Consider the following 26,218-nt stretch of genomic DNA (forward strand, 5'->3'; position numbering starts at 1 on the left):
TCCGATCTTCGGGACCGCCGGTTAGCATGGGTTAACTGAACGTCCGGTAGGTAATTCGGCGAGAGGGACCTGATGGCACTGCTGCGCAGCTACGTCTCCGGGAGCTGGCACACGGCGGCGGACGAGGGCGTCCCGCTGCACGACGCGGCCACCGGCGAGGAGGTCGCCCGGATCTCCTCGGCGGGCGTCGACTTCGGGGCCGCGCTCGAGTACGGCCGCCGCGTCGGCGGGCCCGCCCTCCGTGAGCTGACGTTCCACCAGCGTGCGGCCCTGCTCAAGGCCCTCGCCTCGCACCTGCGCGAGCACCGCGAAGAGCTGTACGCCCTCTCCGCCCGCACCGGCGCCACCCTCGGGGACTCGAAGTTCGACATCGACGGCGGCATCGGCGTCCTGTTCAGCTACGGCTCCAAGGGCAAGCGCGAGCTGCCCAACGACACGGTCTACGTCGAAGGCAACGTCGAGCCGCTCAGCCGCGGGGGCACGTTCGTCGCGCAGCACATCGCGACGCCGCTGCGGGGCGTCGCCGTCCAGATCAACGCGTTCAACTTCCCGGTGTGGGGGCCGCTGGAGAAGTTCGCGCCGGCGTTCCTGGCCGGGGTGCCGAGCCTGGTCAAGCCGGCCAGCTCGACGGCCTACCTGACCGCGCGGCTGGTCGAGCTGATCATCGAGTCCGGGATCCTGCCGGAGGGCTCGCTGCAGTTCGTCGCCGGCAGCGTCGGCGACCTGCTCGACCACGTCACCGCGCAGGACCTGGTGTCGTTCACGGGGTCGGCGTCGACGGCGCAGAAGCTGCGGACCCACCCGGCCATCGTGCGCCACGCGGTCCGGTTCAACGCCGAGGCCGACTCGCTGAACTGCTCGATCCTCGGTCCGGACGCGGTCAAGGGCACGACCGAGTTCGACCTGTTCGTCAAGCAGCTGACCACCGAAATGACGGTCAAGGCGGGCCAGAAGTGCACCGCGATCCGCCGCGCGTTCGTCCCGGCCGCGCTCCTCGACGACGTCGCCGAGGCGGCTTCCGCGCGGCTGGCGAAGGTGACGGTCGGCAACCCGGCTTCCGAAGGCGTCCGGATGGGCGCGCTGGCCAGCCTGGAGCAGCGCGAGGAGGTCCGGCGCTCGCTGAAGGCGCTGCTGGACGCCGGGAGCGTCGTGTTCGGCGACCCGGAGAAGGTCGACGTCGTGGACGCCGACGCCGAGCGTGGCGCCTTCATCTCGCCGGTGCTGCTCAAGGCCGACCCCGAGCGCACCGAGCCGCACGAGGTGGAGGCGTTCGGTCCGGTCTCGACGCTGATGCCGTACACGTCCGCCGAGCAGGTCGTCGACTTCGCCGCGCGCGGCGGCGGCAGCCTGGCCGGGTCCGTGGTCAGCGCGGACAAGGAGTTCGTGCGCGAAGTCGTGCTCGGCGCGGCGCCGTACCACGGCCGCCTGCTGGTGCTGGACGCCGAAGACGCGAAGGAGTCCACCGGGCACGGCTCGCCGATGCCGCAGCTGGTCCACGGCGGCCCGGGCCGCGCGGGCGGTGGCGAGGAGATGGGCGGCATCCGGGGCGTGCTGCACCACATGCAGCGCACCGCCGTGCAGGGTTCGCCCGCGGTGCTGTCCGCGGTCACCGGTCGCTGGGTCACCGGCGCCCCGCGCACCGAAGGCGATGTCCACCCGTTCCGGAAGTCTCTGGCCGAGCTGCGCATCGGTGACTCGGTGGTGGCCGGGCCGCGGGTTGTTTCCCAGGAGGACGTCGACCACTTCGCCGAGTTCACCGGCGACACGTTCTACGCGCACACCGACCCGGAAGCCGCCGCGGCCAACCCGCTGTTCGGCGGGATCGTCGCGCACGGCTACCTGGTCGTCTCGTTCGCGGCGGGGCTGTTCGTCTCGCCCGAGCCGGGCCCGGTGCTGGCCAACTACGGCCTGGAAAACCTGCGCTTCCTCACCCCGGTCAAGGTCGGCGACTCGCTGACGGTGACGCTGACCGCGAAGCAGATCACCCCGCGGATCGACCAGGACTACGGCGAGGTCCGCTGGGACGCCGACGTCACCAACGCCGAGGGCGAGTCCGTGGCGAAGTACGACGTCCTGACGCTGGTTTCGAAGGAGCAGCCGTGACGGCCACTGTGTCACTGGAAGAACACTTTGAGCACACGATCGAGCGCGACCAGCGGATCGAGCCGCGCGACTGGGTGCCCGACGGCTACCGCAAGACGATGATCCGGCAGATCGCGCAGCACGCGCACTCGGAGATCATCGGCATGCAGCCCGAAGGAAACTGGATCACGCGGGCGCCGTCGCTGCGGCGCAAGGCGATCCTGCTGGCCAAGGTCCAGGACGAGGCCGGCCACGGGCTCTACCTGTACTCGGCCGCGGCGACGCTGGGCGCGGACCGCGCGGACCTGACCGACAAGCTGATCACCGGCAGGCAGAAGTACTCGTCGATCTTCAACTACCCGACGCTGACCTTCGCCGACGTCGGCGTGATCGGCTGGCTGGTCGACGGCGCGGCGATCTGCAACCAGGTGCCGCTGTGCCGCTCGTCCTACGGGCCGTACGCGCGGGCGATGATCCGGATCTGCAAGGAGGAGTCCTTCCACCAGCGGCAGGGCTACGAACTGCTGATGACGATGATGAAGGGCACCGAGCAGCAGCGGGAGATGGTCCAGGAGGCGGTGAACCGCTGGTGGTGGCCGTCGCTGATGATGTTCGGCCCGCCGGACGCCGACTCGCCGAACACCGCGCAGTCGATGGCGTGGAAGGTCAAGCGCCACACCAACGACGAGCTGCGGCAGCGGTTCGTGGACATGTCGGTGCCGCAGGCTTCGGCGTTGGGTGTCACCTTCCCGGACCCCGACCTGAAGTGGAACGCCGAGCGCGGGCACTACGACTTCGGCGCGGTGGACTGGGACGAGTTCAAGAACGTCCTGAAGGGCAACGGCCCCTGCAACGCGCAGCGGATCGCGCACCGGCGCCGCGCCCACGAGGACGGTGCCTGGGTCCGCGAAGCCGCCGTCGCGCACGCCAGGAAGAAGGAGCGCAAGTGACCGACCTGACCGCCGAGGGCGGCCACGGGGCCGTTCCCCTGGACGGCGTCCCCGCCGCGCCGGGCCCGATCAAGCACGACTGGCCGCTGTACGAGGTGTTCGTCCGCGGCAAGCGCGGCCTGAACCACGTGCACGTCGGATCGCTGCACGCGGCTGACGACCAGATGGCGCTGCACCACGCCCGCGACCTCTACACCCGCCGCAACGAAGGCGTGTCGATCTGGGTCGTGAAGGCGGCGGACATCACGGCGTCGTCGCCGGACGAGAAGGACCCGTTCTTCGCGCCCAGCGGCGACAAGGTGTACCGGCACCCGACGTTCTACGACATTCCCGAGGAGGTGCCGCACATATGAGTTTCGACAACGTCTACGAGTCGCTGACCGAGGAGAACGACGCCCGCTGGGCGTTCGGCACCGGCTTCGAGGACCCGCTGTCCGGTGTGGACACCTCCGTCCCGTCCGGTGTGGACGGTGCGGCGCTGGCCGCGTACTGCCTGATGCTGGGCGACGACGCGCTGATCTTCTCCCACCGGCTCCAGGAGTGGTGCACCAACGCCCCCGAGCTGGAGGACGAGGTCGCGATCGCCAACATCGCCCTGGACCTGCTGGGCCAGGCGCGGCTGCTGCTGGCGCGGGCCGGGAAGGCCGACGGCTCCGGACGCTCGGAGGACTCCTACGCGTTCCAGCGCGCGGAGCACGAGTTCCGCCACGTCCGGCTCGCGGAGCTGGGCGGCGGCCACTTCGGGCACCTGATCGCGCGGCTGTTCGTGTTCTCGACCTGGCGGCTGGCGCTGTTCCAGCGGCTGGTGTCGTCGGTGGACCCGGTGCTGGCGGCCATCGCGGACAAGGGCGTCAAGGAGCTGACCTACCACCGCGACTACGCGGCGCAGTGGCTCGTCCGCCTCGGCGACGGGACGCCGTTGTCGCACGAGCGGATGCAGGAGGGGCTCGACGCGGTCTGGCCGTACGTGGGGGAGCTGTTCCGCCCGCACGCGGTGGAGTTCGTGGACGCGGCTTCGCTGCGGCCCGAGTTCGACGCGGTCCTGGACCAGGCCCTGACCGCGGCGACCCTGGTGCGGCCGTCCTCGGGTGAGCTGGCCGGGGTCTCGGGCCGGACCGGCCGCGACGGCGTCCACACCGAGTCTTTCGGTTACCTGCTGGCGGAGCTGCAGAGTGTCGCCCGGGCCATGCCGGACGCGAAATGGTGACCGCTGCCGCCGTGGCCGCCACGGTCACCGACCCCGAGCTGCCGATGCTGACGCTGGCGGACCTGGGTGTGCTGCGCTCGGTGTCCGAGTCCGAAGGGCGGGTCGTCGTCGCGATCACGCCGACGTACACCGGCTGCCCGGCGATGGACACCATGCGCGACGACCTCGAGCACGCCCTGCGCGCGGCGGGCTTTTCCGACGTCGAGATCCGGACGCAGCTGGCGCCGGCGTGGACGTCGGACTGGATTTCGCCGTCCGGGCGGGAAAAGCTGGCCGCGGCGGGCATCGCGCCGCCGGGCGCGGCGCCCCGGCGGTCGGGCCCGATCCCGTTGACGCTGTCGGCGCCGGTGTCGGCGGTCCGCTGTCCTTTGTGCGGGTCGGCGGACACCGAGGAGCAGTCCCGCTTCGGCGCGACGGCGTGCAAGGCGCTGCGGCGCTGCCGCACGTGCCTGGAGCCGTTCGAGCACGTCAAGGAGATCTAAAGTGGCGCGGTTTCACTCGCTCAAGGTGGCGGGCGTCGAGCGGCTGTGCGACGACGCGGTCGCGGTGACCTTTGACGTGCCTCCTGCGCTGGCTTCGGAGTACGCCTTCAAGCCCGGCCAGTCGCTGACCCTGCGCCGCTCGATCGACGGCCGCGACGAGCGCCGGTCGTACTCGATCTGCGCCCCGGCGGGCGCGCCGCCGCGGGTCGGTGTCCGCCTGGTGCCGGACGGGTTCTTCTCGTCGTGGCTGGTGAGCGAGGTGCGCCCGGGCGACACGATCGAGGTGGCCCCGCCCACCGGCTCGTTCACCCCGGACCTGTCCGCGGGCGGCCACCACGTCCTGATCGCGGCGGGTTCGGGCATCACCCCGGTGCTGTCGATCGTGGCGTCGCTGCTGGACACCCCGGACGCGACGGTGACGGTCCTCTACGGCAACCGCCGCACGGACACGGTGATGTTCGCGGACGAGCTGGCGGACCTGAAGGACCGGGCGCCCTCGCGGCTTGAGCTGATCCACGTGCTCTCCCGCGAGCCGCGCGAGGCGGAGCTGTTCACCGGCCGCCTGGACGTCCCGAAGCTGCGCACGCTGTTTTCCACGTTGGTGCCGGTGTCGTCGGTGGACCACTGGTGGCTGTGCGGCCCGTTCGAGATGGTGTCGGGCGCGCAGGAACTGCTGGCGTCCCTGGGCGTGCCGCGCGCGCGGATCCACCAGGAGCTGTTCTACGTGGACACGCCCCCGGCGCCGGTGGAGCACCTCGACCCGGCGGTGGCGGGCGAGTCGTCGGAGGTGTCGGTGGTCCTGGACGGCCGGTCGACCCCGATGACGCTGCCGCGTTCGTCGTCGGTGCTCGACGGCGCCCAGAAGTTCCGCCCGGACCTGCCGTTCGCCTGCAAGGGCGGGGTGTGCGGGACGTGCCGCGCGAAGGTGACCGAGGGCAAGGTCGACCTGCGGCGCAACTTCGCGCTGGAGGAGGCGGAGGTCGAGGCGGGATTCGTGCTGACCTGCCAGTCGTACCCGGTGTCGGAGACGCTCACGGTCGACTTCGACGCCTGAGGCTCAGCCGAGGTCGGATTCCTCGGCGTTGACGAAGCCCCAGTCGCGGGCCAGGCGGGTCAGGGCTTTCGTGGCCAGGGCCCTCCGCTCGTCGCGGCCGAGCCCGATCGGGGCGACCACGGTCACCGCCCCCTGCGGACCCGGCCGGCCCGCCGGGCTGCCGAACGCCGACAGGTCGACCACGTCGGTCAGCGTGCCGTCGGTCTTGACCTGCAGTTCCACCGTCGGCGGGGCGAGCAGCACGGCGTTCGCGGGATCGGGGACGAGGGCACGGGGCACCACGACGGTGGCGGTGTCCCACGCCGCCGTCCACAGGTCCACGACCTCGTTCGCGGTGATCGGCAGGTCCGCCTGGAACTCGACGGCCACGGTGATCGCCGACGTCGAGCTGCCGGGCAGCATGATCCGCGCGACCGCGCGCATGCTCTCGCCTGCCGCCTGGTCGTACCGGGCGTCACGGCCCGTCTGGCGGACGTCCGGCCCGCTCGCCCGCTCCCACCGCAGCCAGGAAAGCGGAAGGCCCCGCCGCCGGGACAGGGCCGGGATCTGCGCGGTGATCTCGGCCTGCGCCAGGGCCGATTCGATCAGTTCGCGGGTCAGGCGGGTGATTTCGAGGTCGTCGTCCAGCTGCCACGGCAGGGTCGCGATGGCCCGCACGGTCAGGTCGGCGGGCCCGGCCACCGGCAGCTGGAAGGCCCGCCGGGCGTCCATGCTCAGCCGCGGCCGGGGATGCCACCGCGGTTCGGGATCGCGGAGCAGGACACCGGCTTTCCACGTCCCGCCGTCGAGGTCGACCACGTGGGCGGCCCCCTCGATGTAGTCGGTGGTCGGGAATCCGGGGCCGGCGGGGAAACCCGGCAGAGACGAGAGGTCGTCCCACACCCGCCCGGCCACCGCGGCGGCAGCCTTGCCGGCGACGGCGCAGATCACGGCGTCACCGCTGAAGTGCTGGACGAAGCCGGGCCCTTCGGGGACGGCCCGGCCGGCCGGCTCGCCCAACCGGCCCGCGGCCCGCCGGAAGGCGTCCTCGAAGGCGCGTCTGGTTCGCGGATCGGCCCCCTCGCCGACCGCGATGGCGGGCGCGCTCGGGACCGTCATCGAGCCGACGCTCCCGACCTGGAGCAGGAACCCGCTGACGTCACGGGCCTCGTTGTGCACGTGGGTGACCGGCTGCCGTGCGACCGGCGCGGCCGGCGGCACGCGCCGCGGTTTCAGCTCCGGCACGGGCCCCAGCGGCGGCTGGAGGATCTCGGGCTGGTTGGTGAGCAGCCGCAGGAGCGGTTCCGCGCCTTCGACGGTGAAGTCGGTGACGGTGTAGACGTCCGCGGTGTCCGGCCCCAGGAAGTCCGGCACGCCGGCCTTCGTCTGCCCGGGCAGGATGACGGGAACGAACCGGTGCACGGCGCGCGGGTCGGCGAAGAAGGTGTCCCGGATCAGCCGGGCTTCCCATTGGACATCGCGTTCCTCACTGGCGTCCCCGCGGCCTTCGGCACTCCGGCGGTACGCGGGTGAGGCGATCACCAGCACGTAGCCGGCCTCGCGGATCTGCTGGCCCCGCCACAGGGCCCAGTCCCGCCGCTGCTGCGCCTCGCCCCGATCGAACCGGGCGTCGACGCCGCAGGACCGCAGCAAGGTCCAGAGCCGGAGAACGGACTCCTCGTGGGAGGGATCGGTGGGTTCCCGCGCGTAGGAGAGGAACACGGCAGCCGGCTGTGGCCGCGGTTCCGCCGGCTCGTCGACATCGAGGTAGTGCCCTGCCACGCGCCCCTCCCACCGTCACGCGAAAGTCAGATTCTACTCACCCGGGGGATGGGCGCCGGTGACGCAGAGGGAGGCTCCCGGCGGGCGGCGGTGTGGGCGCGGTGAGGGGCGGCCGGGCGTCGATCGGCGGCGCTCCCCGCCTTGCGGGCGAGGGGCTGGTGTAGGTCGAGCGGCGGCGCGAACGTGGGGTGGCATCGGCCAGCCGCCGTGCGGTGGGGCGTGGCTTGGTGTGCTGAGCGGCGGCGAGCCGGCTCCGGCTCCCGCCGTGGGCCGGGAGCGCCGGAATCGCGTCCACTTCCCTCACCGGCCGGGTGGCCCACTCCCTCAGAGCAAGCGCCCCCGTCGGCGGCGGCGCGGGCGCGGAGTCCCCTCGTCGCTCTCGGGTGTCTCCTTCGGTGCAGGCGCGGCCGGGTCCGTGAGGCCCAGCATCTCCGCCGCCAGCTGTTGCGAACTCGCGAACATCCCCGTCGGCGCCGCCTGGGCCCGGCGCAGTGCCGACGGGCGGAGGCGGTTGTAACCGCGGACCGTCACCGGTCTGCGGGCGCGGAGCTCGTACGCCTCCTCCTCCGCGAGCTCCGCCGCCAGTTCGCGGTCGACCAGGATCGTGCCCGGGCGGGCCACCGAGGTCAGGCGGGCCGCCAGGTTGACCACCGAGCCGTAGACGTCGCCGAACCGCGACAGGATGCGGCCCGAGGCCATGCCCGCCCGGACCGCCGGCAGCGTCTCGTCCGCCGACGTGCGTTCGGTCAGCGTCAGGGCGATCTCCGCCGCGTCGACCGGGGAGTCCGCCACGAACAGGACCTCGTCGCCGATCATCTTCACCACCCGGCCGTGGTGCTCGGCGATCACTTCGGTCGCCAGCGTCTCGAAGGCGTCGAGGACCCGGCTCAGCTCGTCCTCGCCGATCTGGCGCGTCAGGCGCGTATAACCGACCATGTCGACGAACCCGACCACCTCCGTGCGGGCCTCGACGTTGTCGCCCGCCGCCGCGAACGCCCGGCCCGCGTACGCCGCCAGGTGCCGGCGCCAGACGAAGTTCTGCACCCGCTCGAGCTCGGGCAGCAGCCGGTCGACCAGGCGGGTCACCTGGCGTTCGCTGCGGCCCAGCTCCGGCTGCTCCCGGATCAGCTCCCACAGCATGTCGACCTGCCACTCGGCCAGCCGCGACAGGTGCTGGCCGAGCGCGCGCGTCACCGGCACCTCGATGCTCGGGTCGATCAGCCCGGACTGCACCAGCTGGTCGGCGGTCCGCATGGCCTCGACGTCCGCGTCGGTGAACACGACCTCGTCGTCGCGCACGGTCGCGAACCCCAGCGCCCGCCAGAGCCGGCGTGACCGCTCGTCGGGCACGCCGGCCTTCTCCGCCACCTCGAGCCGGGTGTACTTCCGCCTGCCGCCGAGCAGGACGCGTTCGAGCCGCTGCTGAAGCTCCTCGCTCGGATCGGTCACGTCAGGTCGTGTGGACGATCAGCACGTCCACGCCGGACTTGCGGGCCACCTCGGACGGCACCGAGCCCAGGATCCGGCCGGCGATCGTGTTCAGGCCGCGGTTGCCGACCACGAGCAGGTCGGCCTCGCGTTCCTTGACCACCTTGCGCAGCGAGTCGACCGGGTCGCCCTTGACCGCGACCGTGTCGATCTTTTCGGCCCCCGCGCGCGCGGCCCGGTCCCGGGCCGACTGCAGGGTGTCTTCGGCCGGCGCCGAGCCGACGACCTGGTACGCCTCTTCGCCGAGGACGTCCTGGGCCTTGTCGACGTCGGACTGGCTCGCCGGGTAGAACGCACACGCGATGACGAGCGTGGCGCCCGCGTCGCCGGCCACCGCCGCCGCGCGGTCCACCGCCGCGAACGAGGACTCCGAGCCGTCCGTGCCCACCACCACGGTCCGATATGCCGCACCCATGCGCAAACCTCCAGGTGATCCCCTGTGAGCAGGGACGACAGCCGGTCAGTGCTGACCGGACAGACTCGTCCGCGCCCGTGTCGGGTGGAAGGTTACTCGCCAGTCGCTTTCTGCGCTCCGCTCGCCCGCGGAGCCGGCTTGGGGGCGGCCTTCGCCGCGGGTTTGGCGCCGGGCTTCGGCTTCGGCACGTCGCTGGCGCGGATCCGGATCGTCTCCTCGACGTCGGGCACCCGGACCGTCTGCTCGGTCTCGTCGACGGCGCCGGCCTGCTGGCCCGGCTCGACCTGCTGGGCCGGCGCCAGGTCGGCCTTGACGTCCGCGGGCACCTTGACCTCGTCGCCGAGGACGGTGTGCGCCTCGGCCAGCACCGCCCGCGCCGCGCGCACCTGCTCGGCGAGGCCGCCGCGCACCTTGCGCAGCGCGTCGACCCGCTCGTTGGCCTGCGTGATCCGCCGGTTCGACTCCTCGGTGGCGGTCGTCACCCGGCGCCGCGCCTCGTCGGCGGCCTCGGCGAGCCGCGCGTTGGCTTCGGTGATCGAGTCCTGGCGGCGCTTGTTCGCCTCCGCGACCGACTCCCGCTGACGGCGGTCGATGTCGGCCTTCGCCGCCTTCTCCTCTTCGAGGATCTTCGCGCGGATGTCGGCGGCGTCCTGCGTGGCCTCCTGGACGCGCCGCGCGGCTTCGGCCTTGCTCGCCGCCTCCTGCTCGGCCAGCACCCGCATCGCCTCGGTGCGGCGCGAGGCCATCGCGATCTCGAAGTCCTCTTCGACCTTGGTGCGGCGCTCCTGAGACTCGGTGTCGAGCCGCTTGCGCTCGGCCTCGGCCTCGTCGGTGATCTTCTTGGCCTCCGCGCGGGCGTCCTCGAGGACCTTGCGGTGCTCGGCCTCCATTTCCTTGCGCCGCAGGTCGAGCTCGGTGAGCAGCTGCTCGTAGCGGGCACGCATGGCGCTCGCGTCCGTCTCGGCCTTGGCCCGGATGTGCCCGGCCTCGGCTTCGGCGCGGGCGCGCGTGTCGGCGGACTCGTCCTGCGCCAGGCGCAGCATCCGCTGGAGCCGCTCGGACAGGCCTTCGACGCTCGTCGGCGGCTGGGCCAGCCGGTCGACCTGCCCGCGCAGGTCCGCGATCTCGCCGCGCGCGATCTCCAGCTGGCGGGCCAGGTCGCCCGCCTGCGCGATGGCGGCGTCCCGATCCGCGGTGAGCATCTTGAGGTCGGCGTCCAGCCGTTCGAGGTGCTCGTCGACCTGTGCTCGGCTGTACCCGCGCTTCGCCACGTCGAAGCCGGCTCCCAGCGGCACAAGCTCCCGTTCATCGCCAAGGCTCATGGGCCTACCGTAGTCGCAGTCCGGTCACGGAAGGGTGAGCACCCGTACCGTGCGCCGAACGCACGGCGAGCCGCGGTGAAGGGAACTGGCGGATTCCGGCTGCTTCCTGGCGATTTCCGACACCGGGAGCCCGGCGGCTCCCGGCGCCGCCACGGCTCACGCGCCGCGGAACGCGTTGATGCCTTCGATGTGCTTCGCGCGCTTCTCTTCGTCCCGGACGCCGAGGCCCTCCTGCGGCGCGAGCGCGAGCACGCCGACCTTGCCCTGGTGCGCGTTGCGGTGCACGTCCAGGGCGGCCTGGCCGGTCTCTTCGAGCGTGTAGGTCTTCGACAGGGTCGGGTGGATCAGACCCTTCGCGATCAGGCGGTTCGCTTCCCAGGACTCGCGGTAGTTGGCGAAGTGGGAGCCGATGATCCGCTTCAGGTTCATCCACAGGTAGCGGTTGTCGTACTGGTGCATGTACCCGGAGGTCGACGCGCACGTGACGATCGTGCCGCCCTTGCGCGCGGCGTAGACCGACGCGCCGAAGGTTTCCCGGCCCGGGTGCTCGAACACGATGTCGGGGTCTTCGCCGCCGGTGAGCTCGCGGATCGTCGCGCCGAAGCGCTGCCACTCCTTGGGGTCCTGCTCGTGCTCGTTCTTCCAGAACTTATAGCCCTCGGCGCTGCGGTCGATGATCAGCTCGGCGCCGAGTTTCCGGCAGATCGCGGCCTTTTCGGGGCTGGACACGACGCACACCGGGATGGCGCCGCCGTTGAGCGCGTACTGCGTGGCGTAGGAGCCGAGGCCGCCCGAAGCGCCCCAGATCAGGACGACGTCGCCCTGCTTCATGTCCGCGCCGTTGCGCGAGACGAGCTGGCGGTAGGCGGTGGAGTTGACCAGGCCGGGGGAGGCGGCTTCCTCCCAGGTCAGGTGGTCCGGCTTCGGCATCAGCTGGTTGGCCTTGACCAGCGCGATCTCGGCGAGGCCGCCGAAGTTGGTCTCGAAGCCCCAGATCCGCTGCTCGGTGTCCAGCATCGTGTCGTTGTGCCCGTCCGGGCCTTCCAGCTCGACGCTCAGGCAGTGCGCGACCACCTCGTCGCCCGGCTTCCAGTTGTGCACGCCGGCCCCGGTGCGCAGCACGACGCCGGACAGGTCCGAGCCGACGACGTGGTAGGGCAGGTCGTGCCGCTTGGCCAGCGGCGAAAGCCGGCCGTACTTCTTGAGGAACTTGAACGTCGAGACCGGCTCGAAGATCGACGTCCAGACGGTGTTGTAGTTGATGGCGCTCGCCATCACCGCGACCAGCGCCTCGCCCGGCCCCAGCTCGGGGACGGGCACGTCGTCGACGTGCAGCGACTTGCGGGGGTCCTTGTCCCGGCTCTCGAGGCCCTCGAACATGTCGGCCTCGTCGGCGTGCACGGTCACCCCGCGGTAGCTCTCGGGCACGGGCAACGAGCCGACCGCGGCGGACTCGCCGGTCAGGATGGCCTGCTGGATCTCGCCGAGCTGCGTCATCGGTTCCTCCGCGGAGATGGGGGTCAACGGCGTTGGCGGCAGAAATTACTCGCGAGTAACACGCGCCCACAACTGTACGAGACGGACAGCACGATTACACGCCGAACTGTAACCGGTCCATCTTGACCGGCCGGCCAGTCAAGCGGATCATCGGCGGTGGCCAGCTGTTCCACCCGACGGAGGTGAGCACGAAATGAGTGAAGTCTCTACGCGCGCGTGGTCCCGGCCCCACGACTGGGCCGAGGTCGTGATCGGGGTGGTCGCCGCTCTTTCACCCCTTTGGCTGAGCACGGACACGACCGCGATGTGGACGATGGTCGTCCTGGGCGTCTTGATCGCTCTCGACGGCCTGGTCTCGCTGGCGATGCCGGGCATGGTCTACGGCGAGGGTGTCCAGATCGCGCTCGGCGTGCTGTTGTTCATCGCGCCGTGGGTGATGGGGTACACGGAGTTCAACGGCGCTTCCTGGACGTCCTGGATCGCCGGGGTGCTGACGGTCATCGCCGGCGCGGCAGCGATGCCGGTCGCGAACGCCGCGCACCGCACGGCCGGCCAGCACTGACGTCGTAGGAGGCACGAATGACCGAGGATTCGGCGAAGGAGCGCATCCTCTGCGCCGCCGAGGCGCTCTTCGCCGAGTCCGGTTTCGACGCCACCCCGACCTCCCGGATAGCGGAGCGGGCCGGGGTGCCGAAGGGGCTGGTGCACTACTACTTCCGCCACAAGTCGGACCTGCTCACGGCCCTGGTCGAGCGCCTGCCGGACGAGCGCATCGAGCCGGCGGTGGTGGTGGTCCCGGGCGACCTGGCGGGCAGCCTGCGGCGCCTGGTCCGCGAACTCGACCACCGGTTCAGCCGGTCCCTGGGACTTTCGCACCTGCTGTGGCGCGAAGCCGACACGCACCACGTGGTCCGCGACGCCCTCCACGAACGTTTCCAGGTCCTGGTCCGCCAGGTGACGGCGGTGATCCAGGCAGCGACGGGCGGCGGCCTCCCGGCGGCGGACGTGGACCGCGCATCGGGCCTGCTGGCCCGCGCGGTCAGCCACCGCCACGCAACGGCCCGCCATTCGGAGGACGACCTCCCGGCGGAGTTCGACGGCGAGCTGACGTTCATCGCCGACGCCCTGGCGTCGAAGGCCGCACCGGCGTAGGCGGACCGGGCGCGATGGCTCGGCTGCCTGACTGCTGCCGTCGTGCGCCGCCTGTCCGGCCGATGCGCCGGCGCTCCGGCTCTTGCCGACGTGCCGCCTGCCATCCGGGTGCCGGCCGCCCGCCCGGTTCCTGGCGTGGGCGTGCGGCCTGGCGCGCCGGAATGCTTGCGCCTGAACGCGTCAGTGTGCCGCCGTGTCCTTGGCCGGCTCGACCAGCTCGACCAGGACGCCGCCCATGTCCTTCGGGTGGACGAAGTTCACCCTGCTGTTCGACGTGCCCCTCTTCGCCTCCTCGTACAGCACGCGCACGCCCTTGGCGCGCAGGGCGGCCGCCGCTGCGTCCACATCGGACACGCGGTACGCCAGCTGCTGCAGGCCCGGGCCGCTCTTGCTCAGGAACTTGCCGATCGGCGAGTCGTCGCGGATCGGCGCCAGCAGCTGGATCTGCGTCTCCGTGGCCGCCGCGCCGGGGGCGCGCAGCATCGCCTCGCGGACCCCCTGCTCTTCGCTCACCTCCTCGTGCGTGAGTTCCAGGCCCAGGTGCTCGCGGTGGAACTCGATGGCCGCGTCCAGGTCCGGGACCGCGATGCCGACGTGGTCGATGGCCGTCACGAACGGCCGCAGGGCGTCATTCATGGAGGCAGGATAGGGGGCCCGCGCGCCACCGGGAGGCGGAATCGTCGCGTGCCCCGCCTCACACTGGCTCCATCAAGAAGCCCTGCTCCCGGGTATGGTCGGGAAAACTGCCCATGCGCCGATGCTTGGAGGACGCCGTGTCCGGTTCCGTGATCCTGGGTGCCGCCCGTACGCCGATCGGGCGCCTGCTGGGCTCCCTCAAGGACTTCACGGGCGCTCAGCTGGGCGGGGTCGCGATCAAGGCGGCCCTCGAACGCGCCGGGGTCTCCCCGGACGCGGTCCAGTACACGATCATGGGCCAGGTGCTGACCGCCGGCGCCGGCCAGATCCCGGCGCGCCAGGCCGCGGTCGCCGCGGGCATCCCGATGAGCGTGCCCGCGCTGACCATCAACAAGGTCTGCCTTTCCGGCCTCGACGCCATCGCGCTCGCCGACCAGCTCATCCGCGCCGGTGAGTTCGACCTCGTCGTCGCTGGCGGCCAGGAGTCGATGACCCAGGCGCCGCACCTGCTGCCGAAGTCCCGCTCCGGCTTCAAGTACGGCGACACCACCTTGGTCGACCACATGGCCTACGACGGTCTCTTCTGCGCCTTCGACCAGGTCGCCATGGGCGCCTCCACGGAGAAGTACAACTCCCGTTACGGCGTCACCCGCGAGCAGCAGGACGCGTTCTCCGCCCGCTCGCACCAGCGCGCCGCCGAAGCCATCAAGAACGGCTACTTCGCCGACGAGATCGCGCCGGTCTCCATCCCGCAGCGCAAGGGCGACCCGGTCGTCTTCGACACCGACGAAGGCGTCCGCGCCGACACCACCGCCGAAGGCCTCGCCAAGCTGCGCCCGGCCTTCGCCTCCGACGGCACCATCACCGCGGGCTCGGCCTCGCAGATCTCCGACGGCGCCGCCGCCGTCGTCGTGGCCAGCAAGGCGAAGGCGGAGGAGCTCGGCATCACGCCGCTCGCCGAGATCGGCGCGCACGGTGTCGTCGCCGGGCCTGACGCGAGCCTGCACGAGCAGCCGTCGAACGCGATCCTCGCCGCTCTCGCGAAGGCGAACCTCACGGCCGACGCGCTCGACCTCGTCGAGATCAACGAGGCGTTCGCCGCCGTCGGGCTCGTCTCGACCGAGAAGCTCGGCCTCGACCCGGAGAAGGTCAACGTCAACGGCGGCGCCATCGCTCTCGGCCACCCGATCGGCGCGTCCGGCGCCCGGCTCGCCGTGCACCTGATCCACGAGCTGCGCCGCCGCGGCGGCGGCCTCGGCGCGGCCGCGCTGTGCGGTGGCGGCGGCCAGGGCGACGCCCTGCTGCTGCGGGTGCCGTCGGCGTAAGTGACCGGACCACTCGACCTCGACGACCTCGTCGGCCGCGCGCGGGACGGGCAACCCCGTGCCGTCGCGCGGCTGCTGTCGCTCGTCGAGGACGCCCACCCCCGCGTCGCCGAGATCGCGCGGGCGCTCACCCCGCACACCGGGCGCGCCCGGGTCGTCGGGCTCACCGGGCCCCCCGGCGTCGGCAAGTCGACATCGACCTCGGCGTTGCTCACCGCGTTGCGCGCGGAAGGCAAGCGGGTCGGAGTGCTCGCCATCGACCCGTCTTCGCCGTTTTCGGGCGGCGCGCTGCTCGGCGACCGCATCCGGATGACCGAGCACGCCACCGACCCCGGCGTGTTCATCCGCTCGATGGCCACGCGCGGCCACCTCGGCGGGCTCTCGTGGGCGACCCCGCAGGCCGTCCGCGTGCTCGACGCCGCCGGTTTCGACGTCGTGCTGATCGAGACCGTCGGCGTCGGTCAGTCCGAAGTGGACGTCGTGAAGCTGGCCGACACCACCGTGGTGCTGCTCGCCCCCGGGATGGGCGACGGCATCCAGGCCGCGAAGGCCGGCGTGCTGGAGATCGCCGACGTCTTCGTCGTCAACAAGGCGGATCGCGAGGGCGCCGACGCCACGGTGCACGACCTCAAGCAGATGATCTCCTTGGCCCGCCGGGAAATCCGGGGGCCGAGCTGGCGGCAGCCGATCGTGCGGACCGTCGCGGCGAAGGGCGAGGGCGTAGACGAAGTGGTGCAAGCGCTGGCCGCGCACCACGAGTGGCTCGTGGCGCACGACGAGCTGGCCCGGCGCCGGGTGGCCCGCGCCCGCGACGAGGTCGAGGCCATCGCGCTCCGCCGGCTGCGGGCCGAACTGGTCGACCTGCGCGGCGGGGGACGGCTCGCCGGGGTCGCCGAGCGGGTCGTGGCGCGCGAGCTGGATCCCTTCGCCGCGGCCGAGGAACTGGTCGCGGACCTTCGAGGCTAGCGCGGACGCGAGCCGGGCGAGCAGAAACCGTGCCACCGCAACGGGTCTTCGCCGGAACTTCATGGTGCTCTCCCCTCCGTGGGCGACGGGTTCGCCGCGTGCTGACCATCGTGCGCCGGGGGTCCGACAATTTCCGGGGTGCGGCCGCCGGGGTTCACCCGATGGGCTGACGAGGGCGACTTTCGCGGGTTCTGGCTGTCGGTGCCGGGCCCTAGACTGCGGGGCGCTCCGGAACCGGGCGATCACTGGGAGGGCGTGCAGATGAAGAAGGCACTCGTCACCGCGCTGGCGGCAGGCGCGTTGTTCGTGGCCGGGAACGGCGTCGCCGCGGCGGCCGACGCCCCGCCGAAGACGACCCACGGACCTTGCCAGTACACCGAAACCCCGGACGAGCCGCCCGCGCGGCCGGTGCCGCTGCCGCCCGACCCGCGGCACACGCCGAGCCACGGCAAGGTCGATGTCGCGATCCCGACCAGCCAGGGCGCGCTGCCGCTGCGGCTGGACCGCGCGAAGGCGCCGTGCACCGTGCAGAGCTTCCTGCACCTGGCGCGGCACCGGTTCTACGACCACACGGTGTGCCACCGGCTCACGGCGTACCCGACGTTGAAGGTGCTGCAGTGCGGCGATCCGACGGCGACCGGCGAAGGCGGGCCGGGCTACAAGTACAAGGACGAGCTGCCGGTCGACCTGCCGCCGGCGCCGACCGACCCGACCGGCGCCCGGCGGGTCTACGCGCGTGGCCTGCTCGCGATGGCGAACGCAGGCCCGGACACGAACGGCTCGCAGTTCTTCGTCGTGTACGGCGATTCCGCGCTGCGGCCGAACTACACGGTGTTCGGAACGGTCGGGGCCGAGGGGTTGAGGACGCTGGACAAGGTGGCGGCCGGCGGGATCCAGCCGACCGCGGAGGATCCGGCGCCGGTCGATGGGACGCCGGTGCTGCGGACGGAACTGCTGCGGGTCCGGCCGGACTGCTGGTTCTGATGGTGACCCCGCGGGCCGCTCCGGTGGGGTGGCCCGCGGGCATTTTCGCGGGCTGGGAAGGGCATCTCGCGTGATCGGGCGGGCTTCATGCGTGATCGCGGGGCATCACGTGTGATTGGAGGGGCATCACACGTGATTGGAAGGTCGACTCGCGTGATTGGAGGGTCGACTTGCGTGATTGGAGGGTCGACTCGCGTACCTGGATGGACGACTCGCGTACCTAGGGGGTCGGCTTGTGTGCCTGGAGGGTCGGGTTGTGGGGGTGGGGGGTTGGGTTGTGGGGGTGGGGGTTAGGTGGTTATTTCTTGGAGGGCGTCTATCAGGGTTTGGGTTGCTCCTTTGAAGGCGTGTTTGGGGGTTGCGGCGTAGCCGACTACCAGGCCGCCCGGGGCGTCGGGGGTCATCCAGTGGCTGGACAGGCCCTCGATGCCGATCGCGCGGCGGCGGCAGGCCGCGAGGGCCGTCGACTCGGGAGGGCCGTCCGCGGGGAGGCGCAGCAGGAGGTGCAGGCCCGCCGCGATGCCTTCGGGGCGCACCGAATCCGGCAGGGCCGCCAGCAGGTGCGCGCGGCGGGCACGGTACTCCGCGCGGCTGCGGCGGACGTGGCGGTCGTACGCGCCCGAGTCGATCAGCTCGGCCAGGGCCAGCTGGTTCAGCAGCGCCGGGCGCGAACCGCTGTCCACCATCGCCGCGCGGACCGGCTCCACCAGTGACCGCGGCAGCACCAGCCAGGCCAGCCGCAGGGCCGGCGCGAGCGTTTTGCTGGCCGTGCCCGCGTACACCACCCGTTCCGGCGCCAGCGCCTGCAGCGCCCCGACCTGCTGGCGGTCGAAGCGGAACTCGCCGTCGTAGTCGTCCTCCAGCACGAACGCGCCCGAGTCGCTCGCCCGGCGGGCCAGCGCCGCGCGCCGGGGCGGGGCCAGGGTGACGCCGGTGGGGTACTGGTGCGCCGGGGTGACGACCACCGCCGGGCTGTCCCAGGCCGACACGTCGAGGCCGTGTTCGTCGACGTCCACGCCGACCACGCGCGGCCCCTGCGCCGCCGCGATGGACCGGTACAGCGGCAGCGACGGGTTCTCGAACGCCAGCTCGTCGATGCCCAGCTCGGCAAAAGCCCGGGCCAGCACCGCGATGGCGTGCGAAAACCCGTGGCACACCACGATCCGCGCCGGGTCGGCGACCACCCCGCGGGCCCGGGCCAGGTAGCCGGCGAGGGTGTCGCGCAGCTCCGGCGCGCCCGGCTCCGACTCGTAGCCGAACGCCGACGCCGGGGTCCGCAGCAGCGCCCGCCGGGTGGCGGTGATCCACGCCTGCCGGGGGAACGCCGTCAGGTCCGGGCGCCCCGGGCGCAGATCCCAGCGCGGCGCCGGGTCGCGCGGTGCCTGCCGCGGCGCCGACTGGGGGAGCGAACCCGCCGTCGCGACTCGGGTCGGCGCGCCCTGGGCCGTGTGCAGGTAGCCTTCCGCGGCCAGATCGGCGTACACCCGGGTGACCGTGCCGCGGGCGACGCCCAGGTCGTGGGCCAGGGCCCGGGTCGAGGGCACGGCCGCGCCCGGCTGCCACCGCCCGTCCCGGATGGCCGCGCGGATCGCCGCCGCGAGCCCGGCGCGGCCGGAGGCGGGCTGCCAACCGAGGTGGACGTCGAGCCCGGAACTGGACCACGAATCCGTCATGTGACTGGACCATACCCGTGGACCAGTTCCCGCTAGCGTGGACGGCATGACCAAGCGAATCGGGCTCGGGAGCGCTCCCGAGCTCTACCAGGCGATGGCGAACCTGCAGGCCGAGGTGAACAAGGCCGGCGCCAACGCGGGACTCGACCCGAAACTGCTGGAACTGGTGAAGACCCGCGCGTCGCAGATCAACGGCTGCGCGTACTGCCTCGACATGCACACCCGCGACGCCCTCGAGCTGGGCGAGTCGCCGCGCCGGCTGTTCGTGCTCGACGGCTGGCGCGAGACCGACCTGTTCACCGAGCAGGAGCAGGCCGCCCTCGCTCTCACCGAGGCGATGACGAAGCTGTCGGCCACCCAGTCCGTGCCAGACGACGTCTACGAGCAGGCGGCGAAGGTGTTCACCGAGGACCAGTACCGCGCGGTGGCCTGGGAGGTCATCGCGATCAACAGCTGGAACCGGATGACCATCACCAGCCACACCCCGCTCCCGAAGCGCGACTCGTGACCGCGGCCGCGCTCAGGGCGCTGCACGTCCCGGGCAAGCCCCTGGTCCTGCCGAACGCCTGGGACGCCGACACCGCGAAGCTCGTCGAAGCCGCCGGGTTCCCCGCCGTGGCGACCAGTTCGGTCGCCGTCGCGGCCGCGCTCGGGTTCCCCGACGGGGAGAAGGCGCCCGCGGACGAGATGTTCGCCGCCGCCGCGCGGATCGCGAAGGCGGTCGGCGTGCCGGTGAGCGTCGACGCCGAGTCCGGCTACGGCCTGTCCGGCGCCGAACTGGCGGGCCGGCTGCTCGACGCCGGCGCCGTCGGCTGCAACTTCGAGGACACCGACCACGCGACGGGTGGGGTCCGGCCGGTCGCCGAGCAGGCGGAACGGATCGCCGCGCTGCGCGAGGCGGCGGGGGACGGGCTGGTGATCAACGCCCGGGTCGACTCGTTCCGCGGGGTGGACGCGAAAGAAGCGCTCGCCGACGGCGTCGCGCGGGCGAAGGCGTACCTCGAAGCGGGTGCCGACTGCGTCTACCCGATCCACCTGCGCACGCCGGAGCTGATCGGGGAGTTCGTGCAGGGGGTCGGCGGGGCGGTCAACGCGCCCGCGTGGCCGGGCAGCCCGGGCCTCGAAGGCCTCGCCCAGCTGGGGGTGGCGAGGATTTCGCTCGGCGGCGGGCTGTGGCAGTACGTGCGGAAGCAGCTGGAAACCACCCTCAAGAGCGTCGCCGAGGGCAAGCTGCCGTACTGAAGATGGCCGAAGGCCGCCGCGAGGGGATCGGGAACACCCTCGCGACGGCCTTCGGGGTCGGTGGAACTAGTGGACGACCGCCTTCTCGGCGCCCGCACCGGTGAGGGAGCGGACCTCCATCTCGGCGTACTTCTTCTCGTCGTGCTCCTTGGACAGGACCGTGCCGAGCCAGCCGAGGATGAACGCGGCCGGGATCGAGACGATGCCCGGGTTGCTCAGCGGGAACCAGGCGAAGTCGGCCGTCTTGATCATCGACGTGCTCTTGCCGGACACCGCCGGCGAGAAGACGATCAGCACGATCGTGATGGCCAGGCCGCCGTAGATCGACCACAGCGCGCCCTGGGTGTTGAACCGCTTCCAGAACAGCGAGTAGAGGATCGTCGGCAGGTTCGCCGACGCCGCGACCGCGAACGCCAGCGCCACCAGGAAGGCGACGTTCTGCCCGTTGGCCAGGATGCCGCCGCCGATGGCGAGGGCGCCGATGACCACCGCGGTGATCCGGGCGACCTTGACCTCCGAGTCCGGCGACGTCTTGCCCCGCTTGACGACGTTCGCGTAGACGTCGTGGGCGAAGGACGCCGACGCCGTGATCGTCAGGCCGGCGACCACCGCGAGGATCGTCGCGAAGGCGACCGCGGAGATCAGGCCCAGCAGCACCGGCCCGCCCAGCTCCAGCGCCAGCAGCGGAGCCGCGGAGTTGACCCCGCCCGGCGCCTTCTTGATCGTGTCCGGCCCGACCAGCGCACCGGCGCCGTAGCCCAGCACCAGCGTGAACAGGTAGAACACGCCGATCAGCACGATCGCCCAGACCACCGAACGCCGCGCGTCGCGGGCCGTCGGCACCGTGTAGAAGCGCATCAGGACGTGCGGCAGGCCCGCGGTGCCCAGCACCAGCGCGATGCCGAGGGAGAGGAAGTCCAGCTTGGACGTTCCCGTGGCGCCGTACTGCTTGCCGGGGCCGAGCAGCGTCTGCCCGGCCTTGCCCGCCTTGTCCACGGCGGCCTGCAGCAGCTGGGAGAAGTTGAAGCCGTACTTGCCGAGCACCCACAGGGTGATCACGAGCGCGCCGACGATGAGCAGCGCGGCCTTGATGATCTGCACCCAGGTGGTGCCCTTCATACCGCCGATCAGGACGTAGGCGATCATGATGATGCCGACCACGGCGATCACCAGCGCCTGCGCGCCGGACCCTTCGACGCCGAGCAGCAGCGCGACCAGGCCACCGGCGCCCGCCATCTGGGCGAGCAGGTAGAAGAACGACACGATCAGCGTCGACGTCGCGGCCGCGGCCCGCACCGGGCGCTGCTTCATCCGGAACGCCAGGACGTCGCCCATCGTGAACTTGCCGGTGTTGCGCAGCAGTTCCGCGACCAGCAGCAGCGCGACGAGCCACGCCACCAGGAAGCCGATCGAATACAGGAAGCCGTCGTAGCCGTTGATCGCGATGGCGCCGGCGATGCCCAGGAAGGACGCGGCCGAGAGGTAGTCACCCGAGATGGCGATGCCGTTCTGCGGGCCGGTGAACGCGCGGCCGGCGGCGTAGTAGTCCGACGCCGTCTTCGTGTTGCGGCTGGCCCGGAACACGATCACCAGGGTGATGATCACGAAGAGGGCGAAGATGCTGATGTTGAGGGCGGAATTGCTGCCTTCCACGCCCGCGGCGAGTGTCGAGGTCATGCCCGCTCCTCCTCGATGTCCTCACGGATCTTCTCGGCGACCGGGTCGAGCTTCCGGTTCGCGTACCGGACGTAGAGGCCGGTGATCACGAACGTCGAGACGAACTGCAGCAGGCCGAAGATCAGGCCGACGTTGATGTTGCCGAACACCTTCGTGCTCATGAAGCCGTGCGCGTAGTCGGCCAGCAGCACGTACAGCAGGTACCAGATCAGGAACAGCGCCGTCATCGGGAAGACGAACCGGCGCAGGCGGCTGCGCAGCTCGCGGAACTCGGTGCTTTCGTGGGCTCGTTCCCAGACGGTTTCTGACGTGTCCGGGGGCCCGCCGGTGTTCGTGGTGCTCATCGCTGCTCCCTGCGACGCTGCGGAAAGTGACCTGCGACACCGTAGGGACGCGTGAGGCTCGCGTGAAGAACTAGCGGTTCAACAGCCGAGCCAGACGACGAACGGTTGACGAACGGTCGCGCGCTCCCGTCGAACGGGGCTCGTCCAAGTGCAGGCGGAGCATCGCCGCCGTCGACCAGGCGGGGGGCCTGCCGCGCAAGGAGACCAGTGCCATTACGCCGAACGCCAACGGTACCGACCAGGGTGCCGGTTGCTGCACCAGGATCGCCACCCAGCCGCGCAGCGGCGGCCCGGCGAGGGCGAACAGGATCGAGCCGGAGGAGGCCACCAGCCCGGTCAGCACGCCGGCGATGCCGCCGGTCGCGGTCAGCCGCGGCCACCAGATGCCGAGCACCAGCAGCGGGCAGAACGTCGACGCGGCGACGGTGAAGCCCCACGTCACGAGCACCCCGGCGTCGAGCTCGGCCGAGCGCAGCGCCAGCAGCACCATGATCCCGGCGACGCCGAACACGGCGATCCGCAGCCGCCGCAGCCCGCCGGGGACGAGGTCGTGGGCGATCGCGCCCGACATCACCAGCAGCAGGCCGAGCGACGTCGCCAGGAACGCGGCGAACGCGCCCGCGGTCAGCAACGCCGTGAACAGCCCGCCGGCCCAGCCGCTGTCCACCTGGTACGGCAGCGCGACGACCACGGTGTCGGTGGCGCCGGAGAGGTAGAGCCCGGGGACGAGCACCCGCCCGAGCACGCCGTAGACGCCGGGGAAGAGGTAGAAGACGCCGAGCAGGGCGACGGTGATCGCGGCGGTGCGGCGCGCGGCGCGGCCGTCGGGACTGGTGTGGAACCGCATCAGGACGTGCGGCAGGCCCATCGTGCCGAGCATGGTCGCGATGAGCACGGCCCAGGTGCCGAGCAGCGGGTAGCCCTGGTCGCCGAGGTCGAGCAGCGGGCGCCGCCAGTCGGGTCCGCCGAGCGCGGCGCCGCCGCGGACCGCCGGGACGGCCGCGCCCGTGCCGAACACGACCTCGTCCTGGCTGTGCGCGGTGAACTCGCCCGGCGGCAGGGTCTCGACGACGCCGTTGCGCCGCACCGGGGTCGGTTCGCGGATCTCCATGGTGACGTCGACCTCGAACCGCACCTTCGTCTCGCGGGCGAAGTGGGTGAACTCGACGGGGTTGAGCGCGTCGGTCCGGTTGACCGCGCCGGCCTGCAGCACCAGCCAGATCGCCGGGATCAGGAACAGCAGCAGTTTCAACACGAACTGGAACGCCTGCACGTACGTCGCCGCGCGCATGCCGCCCAGCGCCAGGGTGACGCTGACCGCGGCGCCGGCCAGCACCACGCCGACCCAGTACGGCGTGCCGCCGACGGCGGTGAGCACCAGGCCGGCGGTGCGGAACTGCGGGACGACGTAGATGGTGCCGATCACCAGCACGACGACGGCGGCCAGGCGGCGCAGCGCGGGGGAGTTGAGCCGGGCTTCGGCGAAGTCGGGGACGGTCAGCGCGCCCGACCGCCGCATCGGGGCGGCGACGAGCACGAGCATCGCGATGTAGCCGGCGGTGAAGCCGACCGGGTACCACAGCGCCCCGATGCCGTCCTTGACGACGAGCCCGGCGACGCCGAGGAAGGAGGCGGCGGACAGGTATTCGCCCGAGACCGCGGCCGAGTTGACCAGCGGCGAGATGCGGCGGGACGCGACGAGGAAGTCCGACGTCGTGCGCATCGCGGCGACCCCGCGGACGCCGATCAGCAGCGTCACGAGCACGACCGGCGCAACGGCGAGCGCGATGCCCACTACTCGTCCTCGAGACGCTCGGCGCGGCGCAGCTGCCAGCGGGCCAGGAGGGCCATCGCGGGGTAGGGGAGGACTGCGAGCATCAGCCAGGACAGCGGAATGCCCAGCAGCCGCACGGTGTCCAGGGCCGGGAAGAGCGCGAAGACGCCGGGGAGGCCGAGCAGGAGTGTGAACATGAGGACCAGCGCGGGAATGCCGCGGCGGCGCTGGGCGGCGTAAAGGGCGGTCGCGCGCTGGGTGTCGCCCGCGGCGAGGCGCGGCTGCCGCCAGCGTCCGCGGGACCGGCGCCGGGCGTGGGCGAGGCGGGTCTGCGGGCTGGTGACGGCGACCCGGCGGATCTTGCTCATCGCGTGCCCGGCCCGAGCTGGCCGCGCTGCGCCGCTTCGAGCAGCCTGTCCCGCAGGTCCCGCGCGTGCCGGCGGCTGACCGGGACGTCACCCGCATCCGTGTGGGCCAGCAGGCCGCCCGCGCTGTCGCTGCGCAGCTCCAGCACCGCGCCGACCGACAGGAGGAACCCGCGGTGCACCCGGCTGAACCCCGTTCCCTCCCAGTACTCCTCCAGCCGCGAGATCGGCATCCGCACCAGGTGGACGCCGCCCCGCGTGTGCAGCCGGACGTAGTCGCCGTGGGCTTCGACGAACAGCACGTCGTCGCGGCGGACGTACCGCGTCCGGCCGCCCGACTCCACCGGCAGCGCGGCCATCGCGTCCGGGGTCGGCCGTGACGCCGGGGTCGCCATCCGCTGCACCTTCGCCAGCGCCGCCGACAGCCGTTCCGCGCGGACCGGTTTGAGCAGGTAGTCGACCGCGCCGATGCCGTACGCCGTCACCGCGTGGCCGTCGTGCGCGGTGACGAACACGATCACCGGCGGCTCGCTCAGCTTCGCCAGCAGGGACGCGAGTTCGAGCCCGTCGAGGCCCGGCATCGAGATGTCGAGGAACACCGCGTCGAAGCGGTCCGCCTGGAGCAGCTTCAACGCCTTCAGCGCGTCGCTCGCGCCGACGACTTCGCCGACTTCGGGCGCTTCGCGCAGCATGGTGCACAACTCGTCCAGGGCGGGCGCGAGGTCGTCGACGGCCAGTACCCGAAGCGAAGTCACGGCAGCACCCCCGGCTGGAACCGCGGCACCCGCACGATCACCCGGGTGCCCGCGCCGACCTCGGTTTCGACGGTCAGGCCGTACCAGGCGCCGTAGACGTCCCGGAGCCGTCTGTCCACATTGGCCAGCCCGAGCCCGGCGGGGTCGTCCTCGCCGGTGCGCCCGGCCAGGATGTCCGCCGCGCGTTTCGGGTCCATGCCGACCCCGTCGTCCTCGACGAAGATCACGCAGTCGTTCCCTTCCGCCTGGCCGTGCACCTGGACCAGCCCGGTGCCCGAGCGCGGCTCGATGCCGTGCCGGATCGCGTTCTCCACCAGCGGCTCCAGCACCAGGTACGGCACCGCGACGGCGAGGATCTCCGGCGCGACCCGCACCTGGACGCGCAGCCGTTCCCCGAGCACCGCCCGCTGCAGCGCCAGGTACGTCTCGATCGCGCGGAACTCCTCGGCGACGACGGTGTACTCGCCGTGGCGCGCCAGGCTGTAGCGCGTGTAGTCGGCGAAGTCGAGCATGAGGTCGCGGGCGCGGTCGGGGTCCGAGCGCACCAGCGACGCGATGACCGTCAGCGCGTTGTAGACGAAGTGCGGTGACATCTCCGCCCGCAACGCGCGCAGCTCGGCCTGCGCGGCCTGCTCCGCCGACGCCTCGAGCCGCCACCGCTCCAGCGCGTGCACCACGAGGTCGGCGGCCTGGGCCGCGACCGCGTCCCGGACGTCCCCGACGACCAGCAGCGCCCCGGCCAGTTCGTCGTGGACGTGCAGCGGCAGCACCAGCACGTCCGGCGCGGAGCCGGGTTCTTCGGAGTGGAGGACGCCGTCGAGCACCGACGCGACGACCGCGTCCGGCCCCGGCCGGCCCGACCACAGCAGCGAACCGGACAGGTCGGTGAGGCCGAGGCCGGGGAAGCCGAAGAGCCGGCGCAGGCCGTGCGCGGCGCGGCGGGCGCGGGTGCCGGACAGGCCGTCGCGCAGGTCGTCGCTGACGCGGCGGGCCGCGGCGAGCACCGGCAGCGGGTCGGCGCGGGACGCCGGGCGCAGGTGCACGGTCATCGGGCCTCCCCTCGGCGG

General features: G+C 72.1%; 26 protein-coding genes. 13 read left to right on the top strand and 13 right to left on the bottom strand.

Features of this window, described 5'->3' with window-relative positions:
- Window positions 1-72 precede the first annotated feature (72 nt).
- The 6 genes from paaZ (at window position 73) to paaE (ending at window position 5,775) form a co-directional block, all read left to right on the top strand.
- Window positions 73-2,103, top strand: coding sequence for a phenylacetic acid degradation bifunctional protein PaaZ (paaZ, locus tag AB0J55_RS34920; RefSeq protein WP_364258505.1), 2,031 nt, complete (start codon window positions 73-75; stop codon window positions 2,101-2,103).
- Window positions 2,100-3,032, top strand: a complete 933-nt coding sequence (paaA, locus tag AB0J55_RS34925) for a 1,2-phenylacetyl-CoA epoxidase subunit PaaA (RefSeq protein ID WP_364258508.1) — start codon at window positions 2,100-2,102, stop codon at window positions 3,030-3,032. Before paaZ ends, paaA begins: the two co-directional genes overlap by 4 nt.
- Before the next feature lie 68 nt (window positions 3,033-3,100).
- Complete coding sequence (gene paaB / locus AB0J55_RS34930; RefSeq protein WP_364258948.1) at window positions 3,101-3,385, top strand: 1,2-phenylacetyl-CoA epoxidase subunit PaaB; 285 nt, start codon at window positions 3,101-3,103, stop codon at window positions 3,383-3,385.
- A complete protein-coding gene (gene paaC, locus AB0J55_RS34935; protein ID WP_364258511.1) occupies window positions 3,382-4,239 on the top strand; it encodes a 1,2-phenylacetyl-CoA epoxidase subunit PaaC in 858 nt (285 codons plus the stop codon). The genes paaB and paaC overlap by 4 nt, the downstream gene beginning before the upstream one ends.
- Window positions 4,233-4,721, top strand: coding sequence for a 1,2-phenylacetyl-CoA epoxidase subunit PaaD (paaD, locus tag AB0J55_RS34940; protein ID WP_364258514.1), 489 nt, complete (start codon window positions 4,233-4,235; stop codon window positions 4,719-4,721). The genes paaC and paaD overlap by 7 nt, the downstream gene beginning before the upstream one ends.
- A gap of 1 nt (window position 4,722) precedes the next feature.
- On the top strand, window positions 4,723-5,775 hold the full coding sequence (paaE, locus tag AB0J55_RS34945; protein ID WP_364258517.1) for a 1,2-phenylacetyl-CoA epoxidase subunit PaaE: 1,053 nt from the start codon (window positions 4,723-4,725) through the stop codon (window positions 5,773-5,775).
- A gap of 3 nt (window positions 5,776-5,778) precedes the next feature.
- Here paaE and AB0J55_RS34950 read toward each other — a convergent pair whose 3' ends face one another.
- From AB0J55_RS34950 to ccrA, 5 genes are all read right to left on the bottom strand, one after another.
- Window positions 5,779-7,536 carry a toll/interleukin-1 receptor domain-containing protein gene (locus AB0J55_RS34950; RefSeq protein ID WP_364258519.1) on the bottom strand — a complete coding sequence of 586 codons (1,758 nt, stop codon included), beginning with the start codon at window positions 7,534-7,536 and terminating at the stop codon, window positions 5,779-5,781.
- Window positions 7,537-7,860: 324 nt separating this feature from the next.
- Window positions 7,861-8,985, bottom strand: a complete 1,125-nt coding sequence (locus tag AB0J55_RS34955; RefSeq protein WP_364258522.1) for an adenylate/guanylate cyclase domain-containing protein — start codon at window positions 8,983-8,985, stop codon at window positions 7,861-7,863.
- Between the two features lies 1 nt (window position 8,986).
- Entirely contained in the window at window positions 8,987-9,439 is a 453-nt protein-coding gene (locus AB0J55_RS34960; RefSeq protein WP_086838234.1) for a universal stress protein, read from the bottom strand.
- Between the two features lie 92 nt (window positions 9,440-9,531).
- On the bottom strand, window positions 9,532-10,734 hold the full coding sequence (locus AB0J55_RS34965) for a chromosome segregation protein (RefSeq protein ID WP_364258951.1): 1,203 nt from the start codon (window positions 10,732-10,734) through the stop codon (window positions 9,532-9,534).
- A 183-nt stretch (window positions 10,735-10,917) separates the two neighbouring features.
- Window positions 10,918-12,258 carry a crotonyl-CoA carboxylase/reductase gene (ccrA, locus tag AB0J55_RS34970; RefSeq protein ID WP_364258525.1) on the bottom strand — a complete coding sequence of 447 codons (1,341 nt, stop codon included), beginning with the start codon at window positions 12,256-12,258 and terminating at the stop codon, window positions 10,918-10,920.
- Between the two features lie 193 nt (window positions 12,259-12,451).
- Here ccrA and AB0J55_RS34975 point away from each other — a divergent pair, with 193 nt between their 5' ends.
- Together AB0J55_RS34975 and AB0J55_RS34980 are read left to right on the top strand one after the other, a co-directional pair.
- Window positions 12,452-12,820 (top strand): SPW repeat protein, encoded by a 369-nt coding sequence (locus AB0J55_RS34975; RefSeq protein WP_364258528.1) that lies wholly within the window; start codon window positions 12,452-12,454, stop codon window positions 12,818-12,820.
- A gap of 17 nt (window positions 12,821-12,837) precedes the next feature.
- Window positions 12,838-13,410 carry a TetR/AcrR family transcriptional regulator gene (locus AB0J55_RS34980; RefSeq protein WP_364258531.1) on the top strand — a complete coding sequence of 191 codons (573 nt, stop codon included), beginning with the start codon at window positions 12,838-12,840 and terminating at the stop codon, window positions 13,408-13,410.
- Window positions 13,411-13,590: 180 nt separating this feature from the next.
- Here the strand turns inward: AB0J55_RS34980 and mce are convergent, their stop codons facing one another.
- Window positions 13,591-14,046, bottom strand: coding sequence for a methylmalonyl-CoA epimerase (gene mce, locus AB0J55_RS34985; protein ID WP_364258534.1), 456 nt, complete (start codon window positions 14,044-14,046; stop codon window positions 13,591-13,593).
- Window positions 14,047-14,183: 137 nt separating this feature from the next.
- Between mce and AB0J55_RS34990 the strand changes: the two genes are divergently transcribed.
- From AB0J55_RS34990 to AB0J55_RS35000, 3 genes are all read left to right on the top strand, one after another.
- A complete protein-coding gene (locus AB0J55_RS34990) occupies window positions 14,184-15,371 on the top strand; it encodes an acetyl-CoA C-acetyltransferase (protein WP_310977548.1) in 1,188 nt (395 codons plus the stop codon).
- Window positions 15,372-16,337: a methylmalonyl Co-A mutase-associated GTPase MeaB gene (meaB, locus tag AB0J55_RS34995; RefSeq protein ID WP_364258538.1), complete on the top strand. Its 966-nt coding sequence runs from the start codon at window positions 15,372-15,374 to the stop codon at window positions 16,335-16,337.
- 261 nt (window positions 16,338-16,598) lie between these two features.
- Window positions 16,599-17,321: a peptidylprolyl isomerase gene (locus tag AB0J55_RS35000; RefSeq protein ID WP_364258541.1), complete on the top strand. Its 723-nt coding sequence runs from the start codon at window positions 16,599-16,601 to the stop codon at window positions 17,319-17,321.
- Between the two features lie 290 nt (window positions 17,322-17,611).
- On the opposite strand, the gene AB0J55_RS35005 is transcribed toward AB0J55_RS35000, so the two are convergent.
- Window positions 17,612-18,994: a PLP-dependent aminotransferase family protein gene (locus tag AB0J55_RS35005; RefSeq protein WP_364258544.1), complete on the bottom strand. Its 1,383-nt coding sequence runs from the start codon at window positions 18,992-18,994 to the stop codon at window positions 17,612-17,614.
- A gap of 46 nt (window positions 18,995-19,040) precedes the next feature.
- Here AB0J55_RS35005 and AB0J55_RS35010 point away from each other — a divergent pair, with 46 nt between their 5' ends.
- Both AB0J55_RS35010 and AB0J55_RS35015 read left to right on the top strand, forming a co-directional pair.
- Window positions 19,041-19,502, top strand: a complete 462-nt coding sequence (locus AB0J55_RS35010; RefSeq protein ID WP_364258547.1) for a carboxymuconolactone decarboxylase family protein — start codon at window positions 19,041-19,043, stop codon at window positions 19,500-19,502.
- The gene (locus AB0J55_RS35015; RefSeq protein WP_364258550.1) at window positions 19,499-20,236 is read left to right on the top strand and encodes an isocitrate lyase/phosphoenolpyruvate mutase family protein; all 738 of its coding nucleotides are present in this window, start codon (window positions 19,499-19,501) and stop codon (window positions 20,234-20,236) included. The genes AB0J55_RS35010 and AB0J55_RS35015 overlap by 4 nt, the downstream gene beginning before the upstream one ends.
- A 66-nt stretch (window positions 20,237-20,302) precedes the next feature.
- Here the strand turns inward: AB0J55_RS35015 and AB0J55_RS35020 are convergent, their stop codons facing one another.
- The 6 genes from AB0J55_RS35020 to AB0J55_RS35045 all read right to left on the bottom strand — a co-directional run bounded on the left by AB0J55_RS35020 (window position 20,303) and on the right by AB0J55_RS35045 (window position 26,200).
- Window positions 20,303-21,913: a cation acetate symporter gene (locus tag AB0J55_RS35020; RefSeq protein ID WP_364258553.1), complete on the bottom strand. Its 1,611-nt coding sequence runs from the start codon at window positions 21,911-21,913 to the stop codon at window positions 20,303-20,305.
- A complete protein-coding gene (locus AB0J55_RS35025) occupies window positions 21,910-22,257 on the bottom strand; it encodes a DUF485 domain-containing protein (protein WP_364258556.1) in 348 nt (115 codons plus the stop codon). The genes AB0J55_RS35020 and AB0J55_RS35025 overlap by 4 nt, the downstream gene beginning before the upstream one ends.
- A 70-nt stretch (window positions 22,258-22,327) precedes the next feature.
- Window positions 22,328-24,052, bottom strand: coding sequence for a cation acetate symporter (locus tag AB0J55_RS35030; protein WP_364258559.1), 1,725 nt, complete (start codon window positions 24,050-24,052; stop codon window positions 22,328-22,330).
- The gene (locus AB0J55_RS35035; protein WP_364258562.1) at window positions 24,052-24,399 is read right to left on the bottom strand and encodes a hypothetical protein; all 348 of its coding nucleotides are present in this window, start codon (window positions 24,397-24,399) and stop codon (window positions 24,052-24,054) included. Before AB0J55_RS35035 ends, AB0J55_RS35030 begins: the two co-directional genes overlap by 1 nt.
- Window positions 24,396-25,151 (bottom strand): LytTR family DNA-binding domain-containing protein, encoded by a 756-nt coding sequence (locus tag AB0J55_RS35040; protein ID WP_364258565.1) that lies wholly within the window; start codon window positions 25,149-25,151, stop codon window positions 24,396-24,398. The genes AB0J55_RS35035 and AB0J55_RS35040 overlap by 4 nt, the downstream gene beginning before the upstream one ends.
- Window positions 25,148-26,200, bottom strand: coding sequence for a histidine kinase (locus AB0J55_RS35045; RefSeq protein WP_364258568.1), 1,053 nt, complete (start codon window positions 26,198-26,200; stop codon window positions 25,148-25,150). Before AB0J55_RS35045 ends, AB0J55_RS35040 begins: the two co-directional genes overlap by 4 nt.
- Window positions 26,201-26,218: the final 18 nt, after the last annotated feature.

The organism is Amycolatopsis sp. NPDC049688 (assembly GCF_040674975.1).
Taxonomy (GTDB): Bacteria; Actinomycetota; Actinomycetes; order Mycobacteriales; family Pseudonocardiaceae; genus Amycolatopsis.